Annotated in this window: 14 protein-coding genes; 3 read left to right on the plus strand and 11 right to left on the minus strand. The window is 68.8% G+C overall.

All coding sequences use genetic code 11. The features are described 5' to 3' along the window. Positions 1-14: 14 nt before the first annotated feature. A complete protein-coding gene (locus tag BS329_RS22255) occupies positions 15-1,016 on the plus strand; it encodes an aldo/keto reductase (RefSeq protein WP_076163167.1) in 1,002 nt (333 codons plus the stop codon). Positions 1,017-1,070: 54 nt separating this feature from the next. On the opposite strand, the gene hisS is transcribed toward BS329_RS22255, so the two are convergent. From hisS to BS329_RS22295, 8 genes are all read right to left on the minus strand, one after another. After that, on the minus strand, positions 1,071-2,363 hold the full coding sequence (gene hisS, locus BS329_RS22260; protein WP_076163168.1) for a histidine--tRNA ligase: 1,293 nt from the start codon (positions 2,361-2,363) through the stop codon (positions 1,071-1,073). 35 nt (positions 2,364-2,398) lie between these two features. After that, positions 2,399-2,788 carry a hypothetical protein gene (locus tag BS329_RS22265; protein ID WP_076163169.1) on the minus strand — a complete coding sequence of 130 codons (390 nt, stop codon included), beginning with the start codon at positions 2,786-2,788 and terminating at the stop codon, positions 2,399-2,401. 82 nt (positions 2,789-2,870) lie between these two features. Further along, complete coding sequence (locus tag BS329_RS22270) at positions 2,871-4,055, minus strand: amidohydrolase family protein (protein WP_076163170.1); 1,185 nt, start codon at positions 4,053-4,055, stop codon at positions 2,871-2,873. Continuing rightward, positions 4,052-5,185, minus strand: a complete 1,134-nt coding sequence (locus tag BS329_RS22275; protein ID WP_076163171.1) for an MAB_1171c family putative transporter — start codon at positions 5,183-5,185, stop codon at positions 4,052-4,054. Before BS329_RS22275 ends, BS329_RS22270 begins: the two co-directional genes overlap by 4 nt. Then, positions 5,182-5,703 (minus strand): hypothetical protein, encoded by a 522-nt coding sequence (locus tag BS329_RS22280; protein ID WP_076163172.1) that lies wholly within the window; start codon positions 5,701-5,703, stop codon positions 5,182-5,184. Before BS329_RS22280 ends, BS329_RS22275 begins: the two co-directional genes overlap by 4 nt. Beyond that, on the minus strand, positions 5,700-6,092 hold the full coding sequence (locus BS329_RS22285) for a helix-turn-helix domain-containing protein (RefSeq protein ID WP_076163173.1): 393 nt from the start codon (positions 6,090-6,092) through the stop codon (positions 5,700-5,702). Before BS329_RS22285 ends, BS329_RS22280 begins: the two co-directional genes overlap by 4 nt. 490 nt (positions 6,093-6,582) lie before the next feature. Then, positions 6,583-7,035 (minus strand): flavodoxin family protein, encoded by a 453-nt coding sequence (locus BS329_RS22290; RefSeq protein ID WP_076163174.1) that lies wholly within the window; start codon positions 7,033-7,035, stop codon positions 6,583-6,585. Position 7,036: 1 nt separating this feature from the next. Next, on the minus strand, positions 7,037-8,674 hold the full coding sequence (locus tag BS329_RS22295) for a phospho-sugar mutase (protein WP_076163175.1): 1,638 nt from the start codon (positions 8,672-8,674) through the stop codon (positions 7,037-7,039). A 29-nt stretch (positions 8,675-8,703) separates the two neighbouring features. Here BS329_RS22295 and BS329_RS22300 point away from each other — a divergent pair, with 29 nt between their 5' ends. Continuing rightward, positions 8,704-9,858 carry a glycosyltransferase gene (locus BS329_RS22300; RefSeq protein ID WP_076163431.1) on the plus strand — a complete coding sequence of 385 codons (1,155 nt, stop codon included), beginning with the start codon at positions 8,704-8,706 and terminating at the stop codon, positions 9,856-9,858. A 78-nt stretch (positions 9,859-9,936) separates the two neighbouring features. On the opposite strand, the gene BS329_RS22305 is transcribed toward BS329_RS22300, so the two are convergent. Genes BS329_RS22305 through BS329_RS22315 form a run of 3 tightly spaced genes read right to left on the minus strand, consistent with a single transcriptional unit; the run spans position 9,937 to position 12,117 of the window. Next, on the minus strand, positions 9,937-10,722 hold the full coding sequence (locus tag BS329_RS22305) for a purine-nucleoside phosphorylase (protein WP_076163176.1): 786 nt from the start codon (positions 10,720-10,722) through the stop codon (positions 9,937-9,939). Beyond that, positions 10,715-11,146 (minus strand): ABA4-like family protein, encoded by a 432-nt coding sequence (locus tag BS329_RS22310; RefSeq protein WP_076163177.1) that lies wholly within the window; start codon positions 11,144-11,146, stop codon positions 10,715-10,717. The genes BS329_RS22305 and BS329_RS22310 overlap by 8 nt, the downstream gene beginning before the upstream one ends. Beyond that, positions 11,143-12,117 (minus strand): hypothetical protein, encoded by a 975-nt coding sequence (locus BS329_RS22315; RefSeq protein WP_076163178.1) that lies wholly within the window; start codon positions 12,115-12,117, stop codon positions 11,143-11,145. The genes BS329_RS22310 and BS329_RS22315 overlap by 4 nt, the downstream gene beginning before the upstream one ends. 119 nt (positions 12,118-12,236) lie before the next feature. Here BS329_RS22315 and BS329_RS22320 point away from each other — a divergent pair, with 119 nt between their 5' ends. Further along, the gene (locus tag BS329_RS22320; RefSeq protein ID WP_076163179.1) at positions 12,237-12,875 is read left to right on the plus strand and encodes a MerR family transcriptional regulator; all 639 of its coding nucleotides are present in this window, start codon (positions 12,237-12,239) and stop codon (positions 12,873-12,875) included. Position 12,876: the final 1 nt, after the last annotated feature.

Genomic DNA, 12,876 nt, shown 5'->3' on the forward strand with positions numbered 1-12,876 from the left:
TCGCGGGAGAAATCATGACGGGTTCCACCCTGCCCACACGCAGGCTCGGCACGCTGGAAGTCGGCGCGCAGGGGCTCGGTTGCATGGGCATGAGCGAGTTCTACGGCCAGGGTGACGACAGCGAATCGATCGCGACGATCCATCGCGCGATCGAGCTGGGGGTGACCCTGATCGACACGGCGGACATGTACGGCTTCGGCCGCAACGAGGAGCTGGTCGGCCGCGCGCTGGCCGGCAAGCGGGACGAGGTCGTGCTGGCCACCAAGTTCGGCATCGTCCGCGACGAGGCGGATCCCGGCAAACGCGGAATCCGCGGCGACGAGTTCTATGTACGCCAACAGGTCGAAGCGTCGCTGCGGCGGCTGGACGTCGACCACATCGATCTGTACTACCAGCACCGCGTCGACCCGGACGTGCCGATCGAGGAGACCGCCGCCGCGCTGTCTTCACTGGTCGAGCAGGGAAAGGTCCGGCACATCGGGTTGTCCGAGGCCGGTCCGGAGACGATCCGGCGGGCGCACAGCGTGCATCCGGTGACGGCGGTGCAGACGGAATGGTCGCTGTGGTCGCGCGACATCGAGCACGAGATCGCCGGAGTCTGCCGGGAGCTCGGCATCGGTCTGGTGCCGTATTCCCCGCTGGGGCGCGGTTTCCTCACCGGCCGCTTCAAGTCCAAAGAGGACTTCGCGGAAGGTGACTTCCGGCAGACGACGCAGCCGCGCTTCGCCGAGGGCAACCTGGAGCGCAACCTGGCGATGGTCGAGGCACTGCGCGCGCTGGCCGAGGAGAAGGGCGTGACCGCCGGTCAGCTCGCCTTGGCGTGGGTGCAGGCCCAGGGCGAGGACGTCGTGCCGATCCCGGGCACCAAACGCCGCAAGTACCTCGAAGAGAACGTCGCGGCCGTCGGCCTGAAGCTGACCGCGGAGGACGTCGCCGCGATCGAGGCGGCGGTACCCGCTGACGAGGTCGCGGGGGAGCGCTACCCCGAAGCGGCCATGCGGATGCTGTCCCGCTGAGGGAAGCTGAAGGGCGCTTTACCCGCCTGCGACGAAGGGTAAAGCGCCCTTTAGCTAAACGCGAAGCAGGGAAGTGACCGCGTCGACCACGCCGTCGACGGCGACCGGCCGCTGCTCGCGGGTCGCGAGACCGCGGACCGTCACGTTCCCGGCGTCCCAGTCCTCCTGGCCGACGATCACCACGGCCAGGGCCCCGGCCTTGTCGGCCCGGGTGAGCTCCTTGCCCAGCTTGCGGAGTTCGACGGGGGTGAGCGTGCGCAGACCGGCTTTCCGGAGCCGTCCCGCGACCTCGCGTGCGGCGTCGGTGAGCTCTTCGACCACCGGGATCACCACGACATCGGCCTCGCTGCGCGGTTTCGGCGTCAGCTCGTGGGTGTCGAGGAAGTCGATCAGCGTGACGTCGCCCATGCCGAAGCCGATCCCGGGGATCTGCTGCGAGGTGAACAACGACGCCAGGTCGCTGTACCGGCCGCCGCCGAAGAGGGCCCGGCGGTTCTCCGGAGAGGTGTCGAAGACCTCGAACACGGTCGACGTGTAGTACGCGAGCCCGCGCACGATCATCGGATCGAACGTGATCAGGTCCGCCGCGCCGCTGCTGAGCACCTTCACCAGGTTCGAGTTCTCCTTGACCTGCTCGGGCAGCTCGTCGAGCAGGGCCACGCCGGACGACAGGATCTCGGTCAGCTTCTCGAACTGCTTGTCGGTCAGCCCGATCCCGGCCGCGGTGTCGCTCAGCTTCGTGCGGTCCGACTTCTCCCAGCGGTCCACCAGGGTGAACACCTGCGGCAACTGCTCCGCGGTCACGCCGACGATGTCGGTGAGCGCCGAGGAGAGCAGGTTCCGGTCGTTGGCGCGCACTCCGAACATGTCCGGGGTCGCGCCGAGCGCGCCCATCATGTCGTGGATCAGCTCGAAGATCTCGATCTCGCAGTTCGCGCTGTCCGAACCGAAGATGTCCGCGTTGATCTGCCAGTGCTCGCGGACCCGCCCCCGTTGCGGCCGCTCGTAGCGGTGGCAGTTCGGGTGGCTGTACCAGCGCACCGGGAACTGCAGCGACTTGGCGTTGCCCGCGATCATCCTGGCGACCGACGGCGTCATCTCCGGGCGCAGCGCCAGCCGCTCGCCGCCCTTGGTGGTCAGCGTGTACAGCTGCTGGTCGGCGATCTCCTGCCCGGACTTGCGCTCGTAGATCTCGGCGGGTTCCAGGATCGGGCCGTCGTAGCGGAGGAAGCCCCGCAGTTCGAGCACGCCGTAGAGATGGCCGAACACCTGCGTCCGGACGGACATCTCGGCGGGCAGGAAGTCGCGGGTCCCCTTGGCGGGGGCTGTCGGCAGGTATTCAGGCACGTCAGCAAGCTTAACGAGCGGTCGCCACCGCTTTGTCAGGGGAAGGCCACGCCGTACGCGGTGGTCAGGATCGCCGCCCCCAGCAGGACGGCCCCGGCGCTGGTGACCCGTCCGCCGAGCTTGCCCTTGCCCGGTGCCAGGTGCAGGAAGAAGCCACCGGATTGGGCGAGTACGCCGAACAGCAGCAAGAAGCAGACGATCCACAGCGTGGTGTCCGAGAGCCCGGTCTGCCCGAGGATCTGGAGCGCGACCAGCGCCAGCACCAGCAGGACACCGGCGTGGGCGTGACCCGCGCGGAACATGCTCCGCTGGTGTTCGGTCAGTTTCCGGTCGCGCAGGACACCCATCAGGGCGTACCCGCCGTACATCACCGTCGGCAGCGACACGAGCGCGATGACCGTGAACAGTCTGATGGGGCCTTCCATGGTTCTTCCCTTCGTGGTGAGGAAGGCAACGATAACACTGTTTTAAAACGGTGTCATCAAAATTGGCTTCCCGCTTCCGGGATCAGATCCGGGAGCCGCGCGCGAGGACGAGGCGAAGGTTCCGGAGTGCGGAAAGATCGGTGAGCGGGTCGCCGTCGACCACCAGGACGTCGGCGCTCAGCCCGGGGGCGAGCCGCCCGGTGACGTCGCCGAGGCCGAGTCCGGTGGCGCTGTCCTCGGTCGCGATCTCGAGGATCCGGCGCCTGCCGAAGCCGAGCCATTCGTAGAGTTCGAGTGCGCCGACCGGATCGTCGAAAACCGACCCCGGCAGCCCGGCGTCCGTCCCCGATAGGAGCGGGACCCTCAGTTCCTCCAGCCAGGACAGCCGTCCGTAGACGTTCCGCGCGAGTTCCTCGCCCATGCGCTCGGCCAGCACGCGCCAGTTACGACTGCTCGTCGAACACGCCGCGATGCCCTCGTCGGCCATCCGGGTGGCGACGCCGTCACGCCGGTCCTGCTGTCGTGGCCCGGTCAGCCACGTGCAGTGTTCGATGGTGCGCACCCCGGCCTCGACCGACGTCTCGATCGCGTCGGCACCGTGCGCGTGCGCCGCGACGGGAAGTCCGTGGCTCGCCGCGTATGCCACGATCAGGTGAAGTTGGCGGACGTCGAACTGTGATTCCCACATGTCCGCGCCGCCTTCGGTGATCTGGCCGCCGCTGGCCATCACCTTGATCACGTCCGCGCCGCCTGCCGCGTTGGCGTCGATGAGCGCGCGGATCGCGCCGTCGTCGGCGACCTCACCGCCGAAGAAGTGGCAGTGTCCGTTAGGGACAGTCAGAGGAGTGCCCGCCGTCAGCAGACGGGGAGCGGCGATCCTTTCAGCCGCCAGTTCCGCCCGCACCCGCGCGCCGAGAGCGTCGCGGTCGCCGAGGTCCCGCACCGTCGTGACACCGTTGCGCAGCAACTGCCCCAACCGGTCCTTGGCCCCCGCGCGGAGAGCGGCGTCGTCACTCGCCAGGAAATTCGGGAGCATTTCGCGGGTGGCGTCGAAAGCCAGGTGCACGTGGGCGTTGAAGAGGCCGGGCAGCAACGTCGCGCCGGGGAAGTCGAGCCGCTCGGCGTCCGGCGACGCCTGTGCGGCGACTTCGGCGCGCGGGCCGGCCGCGAGGATCCGGTCGCCCTCGACGAGGACGGCGCCGTCCTCGACGGGGGTGCTCGGCCGCGGCAGGAGCCGGTCCGCGGTGAGGAGAAGCTGCAAGGTCATGCCTCGTTTCGGGATACCGCGGCCGAGAGCGCGAGCAACGGCCGCACGTCGGATTCGATGTCCGCGGCGCCACCGGGAAGCACGAGTTTCGCCCGCCCGTCGGTCTCCTCGCCCGCGGTCTGCCTGGCGATCGCCGCCTTCAGCGCCTCCGCCGCCGCGCCGGGATCGTCGACGGCGAGCGCGGTGAGATCGGTTTCCAGGTAGGGGCTCAACTGCACGAGCCCGTCCCGGATCTCGATCACGCGGCGGTAGTAGCGGCGGTGGATCGTACGCGGACGCCACCGCTCCCACGGTCCGTGCGGCGTGGTCCGGAGCACGATGTTCGGGTAGACCTCGGCGAGGACGGTCCACAAGGGCGTGAGCCGTTCGTGGTGCAAGCGGTGCTGGCGACGGCGGCGCAGCGCGGCGAACCGCGCGCGGACGCCGGGATAGGTGATCCCCGCGAGGAACAGCACGATCCCGAGCAGCACCAGCGGGACGGCGACGGTGAGCAGCTGCGGGACCGACGGCCCGAACACCCAGGCGATCACGATGTAGAGCGCGCGGAAGATGCTGCCCGCCGCGAGGCAGATCAGTCCGGCGGCGCCGAGTTTCAACCCGGTCCGCAGGTGCCGGTCCGCCGAGCGGATGTACCGGAAGATCCACCAGGCGCAGGCGGACAGGCCGTAGATCAGGTACAGCCCGGCCCCGAGGTAGAACAGCGCCACGCCGGACACGTGCACGAGCTTCGGGCTCAGCGCGAGCCCTCGTGCTTCCGGTGGGGTGATGGCCATGGCGACCAGCATCAGCGCGATCGCGCCCGCCAGCGGGATCAGTTCGAAGAGGACGCGTCGTGGCCGGCGCGGGCCGAGTGCGGAGCCGAGGAAGACGATCAACAGCGCGCAGACCCCGATGGCGAGCATGACGTTGTTGACGAGGCGGCCGGTGCCACGGCCGGTCAGCCCGTCGAGCCAGCCGGAAATGACCTTCTGCTGGGCGAGGAAGGACCCGGCGACGCAGACGATCGTGATGGTGATCGCCCAGTTCGGGAGCACCCGCGGTGCCCGGTACGTCTGGTAGATCCGCCAGGCGAGTGCGGTCGCGAACAACACCATCGCCACGATGTTGAGCGGGGAGAACAGCGAGTTCACAGCCACCCTTGATGGTCACCCAGCGCGCCTTGGACACGGCGGACGTCATCGTCGTCGGCGCGACGGGGAATCGTGTAGTTCAAGACCGACGCCCATTCGAGGATGATGGTCGCCACGGTCTCGGCTTCCCATTCGTGCGCCTCATCGTAGGAGGTGCGGCGCAGAGCGCGGTGTACGGCGTCGCCGTCGAGCCCCGGCGCGGGGCCGCGCAGGAAGTCGGCCGGTTCGGCGTCGCCGCCGGGATGGTGATCGGCGAGCATATGCCCGAGTTCGTGCAGGACGATGTGATCCTGATGGGATTTCGTGGTCTCCTGCTGGAAGAAGATGTAGTCCGCCGACGAGGTGGCGATCCAGCAGCCGAACGGGCCGGGCACCTCCAGTGGATACGGCATCAGCCGGATCGGCCTGCCGCGCTGCTCGCCGAGCCGCTCGCAGAGCACGCCGACGTCGAGCGGCGGTTCGATGTCGAGACTGTGCAGCATCTTCCGGCAGCGTTTGCGGAGTTCGCGTTCCTTCATCGTTTTTCGCCCGGCTGCCCGCGTTCGGCCCGTTCGTACCGTTCGACGAGTTCCAGCAGATCCATGACCTGGCGGCGGCCCTGCGGCGAAAGCTCCTGCGCGCGCATGGCCATGAGCTTCGCCTCTCCGATGGGGGGTGGTTCCTGCTCTTCGAAGAAGTAGGTGATCGGGACCCCGAAAAGCTTCGCGAGCGCTTCCACGTAGTGAATCTTCGGATTGATCCGTTTGCCGGTGGCGAGCTGCTGGAGGTACGCGGGCGACATGGCGGGCCCGCCGGCGCGATCGATCGCCGCGGACAGTTCGCGATAACTGTGCGGGGCACCTTCGTCCGCGCGCACCGAGTCGATCAGCGCGCTCAGTTTCCGGGCGAAGGTCTGGTGCGGCGGCATGGTCCCCCGTTCATTCCATGGTCCCGTTCTGTAGGGGGAGTGTAACGCGATTCGTCCTGTCCGCAGCTGTTGACAGTGTATGTATGCAGTGGTTTACAGTTGTCAGGCGGTTTCGTACCGTGTCCAGGCCTCTTGCTCCGGAATCCGTGCCCTGGGGGTGCACGGACAACGGAGTGAGAGGCGTTTTTTCAGGCGGGTGCACAAGATCGTGCCGCATGTAGTACGCTTGGGTAGCCAAGGTTGATCGCCATCACGGCGAACCCTTGGCCCAGGCCTGTTGCCGGAGGTCGACCCCCAGGGCTTCCGGTAACAGGCCCCTTTACTTTCTGCTCCCGGTTCGCGCCACCAACTACCGCAACTAGAGGACGAATTGCGTGAGGGCGCGAGAGTGCCGCCGTGGTGACAAGTCCCTGACGCTGACGCAAGTAGGTGACTAAACGCGTCGTCGGTCGTGCCGAAAGCGCAACTAGAGGACGAATTGCGGTGAGCCTCAGGCCATGAGGGTGGCCGCGAGAGTGCCGCCCAGTTCGAAACAAGCCTTCAGCTCCTCATTGCCCGGTTCCCCGGTGACGAGGACCGGGGAAGCCGCGCGCTCCCAGCCGAGGCCGGTGGTGATGCTCTCGATTCCGCGCACGGTCCCGGCGGTGTCGTCGTTGCCGTGCACGAAGAAACCGAACGGCCGCCCGCGTGTGGAATCCAGGCACGGGTAGTAGACGGTGTCGAAGAAATGCTTCAGCGCCCCGGACATGTAGCCGAGATTCGCCGGGGTGCCGAGCAGGTAGCCGTCGGCGTCGAGGACGTCGGGCACGGTCGCGCCCAGCGCCGGACGGCGCACGACGTCGACACCCTCGATGTCCGGATGCTTCGCGCCGGAAAGCACGGCTTCGAACATCGCCTGCGTCGAGGGCGACGGCGTGTGGTGGACGATCAGCAACCTGGGCATGTCAAGCCAGACGGGACTCGATGTCGGCCCGGAGCGCGGCCAGCCGCGTGCCGGCGGCGGTGCGCGCCTCGGCGAGATCTCCGGAAACCGGCTGTTTCACCTGCAGGTACGCCTTCAGCTTCGGCTCGGTTCCGGAGGGCCTGATCACCACGCGCAGACCCTCGCCGGTCAGCCGGAGGACGTCGGCGTCGGGCAGGAGATCCTCCATCGTGACGTCGGTGCCGCCCAGCGACGCCGGGGGAGCGGCGCGCAGACCGGCCATCAGCTTCTCCCGCACCGACAGGTCGGTGACCCGCAGCGAGACCTGGTCCGTCACGTGCACGCCGTGCTTCACGGCCAGTTCGTCGAGGACGTCCAGCGGCCCGCGGCCCGCCGCGCGCAGGGAAGCGGTCAGCCCCGCGGCGAACACGGCGGCGGAGATACCGTCCTTGTCCCGTACGAAATCGGGATTCACGCAGAGGCCGAGCGCCTCTTCGTAGGCGAACACGAGGCCGTCGCCCGCGCGGACCAGCCATTTGAACCCGGTCAACGTCTCCGCGTAGCGCGCTCCGAATTCCTTCGCGACTTCGCCCAGCATCGACGACGACACGATCGTGGTCGCCACGAGCGGATCCACAGTGTCTACAGTGGACAGAACATGCCAGCCGAGCAGGACGCCGGTTTCGTCGCCCCGCAGCATCCGCCATGAACCGTCCCGTTCACGCACGCCCAGCGCGCACCGGTCGGCGTCGGGGTCGAGCGCGATCGCCAGATCGGCGTCCACTTCGGACGCCAGCGCGAGCAAAAGGTCCGTCGCGCCCGGTTCCTCCGGGTTCGGGAAGGCGACCGTCGGGAAGCCGGGGTCCGGCGCGGACTGCTCGGCCACCAAACTCGGCTCGGTGAAACCGGCGCGGGCGAAAGCGGCGCGCAGGGTCTCCGCGCCGACGCCGTGCAACGCCGTCGCGGCGACCTTGACCCCGCGTTCCGGGCCGCGTGGCAGAAGGGCGACCTTGGCGAGATAGGCGTCCAGGAGTTCGTCGCCCAGTACCTCGGCGCCCGGCTCGCGCGGGACGCTGACGGCCGGGAGAGCGGCTTCGATGGCGCGCTCGATCTGGCCGTCCGAAGGCGGGACGATCTGGCCGCCGGTCGCGTCGTAAAGCTTGTAACCGTTGTCGGCGGGGGGATTGTGCGACGCGGTGATCTGGATGCCCGCGACGGCGCCGAGTTCCAGCACGGCGAACGCGAGCACCGGCGTCGGCAGCGGCCCCGGCAGCACCTTCACCGCGAATCCGGCGGCCGACAGCACCTCGGCGGCGGCCTTGGCGAAGGCTTCCGATCCGCGTCGCGCGTCGCGGTCGACCACCACGACGCCGCCCGGATGTCCTTGCGCGGCAAGCCAGGCCGCGACTCCGGCCGTCGTGCGGGTGACGACCGCGACGTTCATCCCGTTGGGGCCCGCGCGTACCGGGCCGCGCAGTCCGGCGGTGCCGAACTCGAGCGGACCCGCCATCCGGTCCGCGAGCTCGTCGGCCGCACCGGCTTCGCCGCCCATCGCTCGGGCGAGGATGTTCTGGAGCTCGACACGGGAATCGTCGTCCGGGTCGTCGGCGATCCAGCGGAACGCCCGATCCCGGAGCTCCGGGGTCAAGGAAGTCGTCACCGAGCCAGCCTACGGGTACCTTGGAGAAGGTGCGATTGATCTTCACTTCTCTGGTCAGTCATGGTCATCTCTATCCCCTACTACCGCTCGCCGTCGCCGCGCGCGACGCCGGGCACGACGTCCTGTTCGCCACCGGTGACGACATGCGGCCGGTCGTCGAAAAGGCGGGCTTGGCTTCGGAAAGCGCCGGCTTCGGCATGCACGACGCGTTCGCCTCGGCCTTCGGTCCCGATGCCCCGCCCCGCGACCCCAACGCTTCGCCGGAGTCGTTCTATCCCGTGATCGGGGAGGTGTTCGGAAACGTCCTGCCGCGGCGGTTCTTCGCCGACCTGACGCCGTTGTTCGAACGGCACCGGCCGGATCTGGTCGTCTACGAGAGCGGCAACGCGGGCGGCGCCATCGCCGCCCGGCTCGCCGGGATCCCCGCGATCGGCCACGGTTTCGGCCGGTTCTCGCCGGGCGAGGTCATCGACATCATCACCAGCCGCCTCGCGGAATACGCGGCGGAGGTCGGTTTCGAAGGCGTGGACCTGCCTTCCTTCGGCGATCCGGTTGTCGACATCTGCCCGAAATCGGTGCAGTCGCCCGATTTCCTGGCCGGGGCGAACCGGATCCCGTTGCGTCCCGTCGGCTGGGCCGAGCCGGGAGATCTCCCGGCCGGTGTGGTGGGGCGCGACAAGAGCCGTCCGCTGATCTACCTCACGCTCGGCACCGCTTTCGGTGACGAAGGCGTGTTGAAGCGGGCCATCGCCGGCTTGGGGCGGCTCGAGGCGGACGTCGTGGTCGCCGCGGGGCCGACGGTGGATCCGGCGCAGCTGGGCGAAGTCCCGGGGAACGTCCGCGTCGAGGCGTGGGTGCCGCAGGCCGAACTCCTGCCGCACGTCGACCTCGTGGTCCACCACGGTGGAAGCGGGACGACGCTGGGGGCCTTCGGCACGGGTCTGCCGCAGCTGGTCCTTCCGCAGGGGGCGGATCAGTTCACGAACGCCGAAGCCGTCGTCGCGGCGGGGGTGGGCACGCGGCTGATCGGCGCAGACAGCACCGAGGACGCCATTTTCGAGCAGTCGCGAAAGCTGCTCGCCGACGACGAGGTCCTGGGGGCGGCGCGGAACCTCGCCGCCGAGGTCGCCGCGATGCCGTCACCCGCCGAGGTCGCGCGGCGGCTTCCCGAGTTCGCGGGCTGACAAGTACGTGAAGGCCCCCTTCCTTGCGTCTAGCGCAAGGAAGGGGGCCTTCACGTACTTGTAGTGTCCTGCGCACTTCTAGGCGCGGGTGACGAGTTCCTTCAGCAGGGTGCCCATCCGCGTCGCCGACTGGCGGCCCGCTTCGAGCACCTCTTCGTGGTTCAGCGGTTCCCCGGTCATCCCGGCCGCCAGGTTGGTCACCAGCGAAAGCCCGAACACCTCGACCCCGGCGGCGCGGGCGGCGATGGCCTCCAGCACCGTCGACATGCCGACGAGGTCGGCGCCGAGCGTCCGCAGCATGTGGATCTCGGCCGGGGTCTCGAAATGCGGCCCGGTCAGCCCCGCGTAGACACCCTCTTCCAGCGAGGGGTCGATCTCGCGTGCGATGTCGCGCAGCCGCTTCGAGTAGAGGTCCGTCAGGTCGACGAAGTTCGCGCCGACGATCGGCGAGCGCGCGGTCAAGTTCAAGTGATCGGAGATCAGCACCGGCTGCCCGACGCGGAAGCCCTCGCGCAGGCCACCGGCCGCGTTGGTCAGCAGCACCGTCCGCGCGCCCGCGGCGGCGGCGGTGCGCACGTTGTGCACGACCGGGTCGATGCCCTTGCCCTCGTAGAAGTGGGTGCGGCCGAGCATGATCAGCGCACGTTTCTCGCCGACGCGGACCGACCGGGCGGTGCCCCCGTGCCCGACCGCGCCCGGCGCGACGAATCCGGGCAGCTCACCCAGCGGGATCTCCGCGTCCGGCTCCCCGATGACGTCCGCCGCCGGGCGCCAGCCCGAACCGAGCACGACGGCGATGTCGTGCTTCTCGACGCCGGTGCGCTCGGCGATGGCGGCGGCCGCCGCGACCTCGTTCTCACTCATGCGACGAGCGTATCCGGACGGTTCGCACGAGCAGGAACGCCACCAGCCCGAACGGGGACAGGAAGATCGTGAGCGCCAGGATCGGGCCCGTCACCAGCGGATGGATGCGGTGCTCGCGGGATTCGAGGTACATCCACCGCGCGATGAACAGGTCGAACGCGATCAGGTGGGCCCAGATCGCGGCCGCCCCGTACGGCGAGCCGGTGAACGCGCGGAGGACGTCCAGCTCCGGCTCGCTCACCGCCGTCCACAGCTCGCCGAGATGAGGGATGGCGAGCGCGAAGTACGGGATCAGCGGCAGCAGCGGCACCCATGGCGAGGCCATGATCCGGCGGGTCCACGACCAGCCGGGCAGGAAGATCATCAGCAGCCACAACGGTGTCGCCAGCGGGAAGGTCCAGGTGAACAGGGTCTCGACGCTCATCGCAGGGACCCCTCCAGCTCTCGATCCTCCGACGGCCGCCCGATCGCGTTCAGCCCGCTGAAGGCGACGCCCGCGATGAGCAGCACGAGGGCCGTCAGGGTCGGTCCGTCGGGGTCGACGATCGACTGGCCGCGCAGCGCTTGCCAGGTGAGCAGGGCGAGAAGTCCCGCGTAGCCGACACCGGCGATCACGACGAGCCGCAGCCGGACGACGTCGTCGCGAAGTCGCGGGTACCGCGCGGCCAGGACCCCGAGGGCGAGGGCGAACAGCGGAAGCGCCTGAAGGCCGTGCAGGCCGACGAAATGCGGGATCCGCAGGTCGCCGCCGACCGTGCTCCAGCCGAGGATCGGCAGGCCGGGACCGCCGTCGGGCAGGCCGACGGTATGCGCGCCGATCATCGCGGACTGGCCGGTCGCGTCGAGCAAGGCCTGCTGGTCCGGGGTGGGGTTGCTCATCAGCGTCGCCAGCGAGATCCCGATCATGCCGAGGACCGCGCCGATCCTGGCCGCCCACGTCGTCGCGCGGTCGGGGAGCCGGGTGAACATGACGACGATCGTCAGGCCGAGGTTGACCGTCCACAGCGTGGCGATCATCCCGGCCATGACCTGGAAGATCGTGTCGTCCAGCGGGGTCGCGTTGTTGAAGTGGCTCGCCCGGACGCGGGCGGCCTGGAACACGATCAGCGCGTATTCGGCCGCGAAGATCACGGTGACCACGTTCGCCAGCCAGCTCGCTGTCCGCCGGAATTTCGGCAGCACCGAGACGAGCCAGCTCCAGGTGAAGAAGTACAGCACGGCGGAGACGGCGAATTTGAACGGTTTCGCCCAGAGCGGCTCGCCGTTCAGTGTCCGCTGGTCGATCAGCATGGCCAGCACGCACAGCACGGTGATCACGGTGAAGACCTGAGCGCAGCGATACGAACCGCGATGCCAGGTGCGGGTTCTCTCCCGGAGATCGGTCAAGATGGTCACGGGTCCTCCCCAGAATGGATAGTCATGCACCCCGTTATGGGAAGTTTAGCTATCCATGCTGAGAACTCTTCAGGGACGACCCGGGAACCGTCCCGAGATCGGAGTGACAACGCGTGCGGATGGCGGAGCTGAGCGGAAAAGCCGGGGTCCCGGTGGCCACGATCAAGTACTACCTGCGGGAAGGGCTGCTCCCGCCGGGTGAGCGGACCAGCCCCAATCAGGCGAAGTACGACGACGGGCACGTCCAGCGGATCAAGCTGATCAGAGCGCTGATGGACGTCGGCGGCCTCGCGCTCACGACGGTCGGCGAGGTGCTCGCCGCGGTCGACGCCGGGGGTGCCGACCCCCACCACGTCCTCGGCATCGCGCAGCAGGGCATCACGATCTCCAAGCAGATCGTCGACGACGAAGCCCGGGACTGGGCGCTCGCCACGGTCCGGGGCCTGGCGAAGCGCCGGGGCTGGCCCCGCAAGAGCGAGGACGATCCGATCATCCAGGCCCTGGTCGGCGTCCTCTGCGCGATCCGGGAGGTCGGGCACGGCTGGTACTTCGACAAACTCGACGACTACGCCGAGATCGCCGACCGGACCGCCGACCTGGACCTCGAAAGCCTCGCCGGGATCGAGTCGCTGGAGCGCATCATCGAGATCGCCGTCGTGGAAACCGTGCTCAGCGACAGGTTGCTCTCGTCACTGCGGAGGCTGGCGCAGCAGCGGGCATCGAAAGCGTACTTCGGCAGGCTGGCCGTCGACGACTGAC

The organism is Amycolatopsis coloradensis (assembly GCF_001953865.1).
Taxonomy (GTDB): Bacteria; Actinomycetota; Actinomycetes; order Mycobacteriales; family Pseudonocardiaceae; genus Amycolatopsis; species Amycolatopsis coloradensis.

Excerpts from the sequence above, each read along its gene's own strand:
- BS329_RS22280 (WP_076163172.1), bottom strand. The coding sequence starts at position 5,703 with ATGAAGGAACGCGAACTCCGCAAACGCTGCCGGAAGATGCTGCACAGT.
- BS329_RS22265 (WP_076163169.1), bottom strand. The coding sequence starts at position 2,788 with ATGGAAGGCCCCATCAGACTGTTCACGGTCATCGCGCTCGTGTCGCTG.
- BS329_RS22270 (WP_076163170.1), bottom strand. The coding sequence starts at position 4,055 with ATGACCTTGCAGCTTCTCCTCACCGCGGACCGGCTCCTGCCGCGGCCG.
- BS329_RS22255 (WP_076163167.1), top strand. The coding sequence starts at position 15 with ATGACGGGTTCCACCCTGCCCACACGCAGGCTCGGCACGCTGGAAGTC.
- BS329_RS22320 (WP_076163179.1), top strand. The coding sequence starts at position 12,237 with ATGGCGGAGCTGAGCGGAAAAGCCGGGGTCCCGGTGGCCACGATCAAG.
- BS329_RS22285 (WP_076163173.1), bottom strand. The coding sequence starts at position 6,092 with ATGCCGCCGCACCAGACCTTCGCCCGGAAACTGAGCGCGCTGATCGAC.
- BS329_RS22310 (WP_076163177.1), bottom strand. The coding sequence starts at position 11,146 with ATGAGCGTCGAGACCCTGTTCACCTGGACCTTCCCGCTGGCGACACCG.
- BS329_RS22290 (WP_076163174.1), bottom strand. The coding sequence starts at position 7,035 with ATGCCCAGGTTGCTGATCGTCCACCACACGCCGTCGCCCTCGACGCAG.
- BS329_RS22305 (WP_076163176.1), bottom strand. The coding sequence starts at position 10,722 with ATGAGTGAGAACGAGGTCGCGGCGGCCGCCGCCATCGCCGAGCGCACC.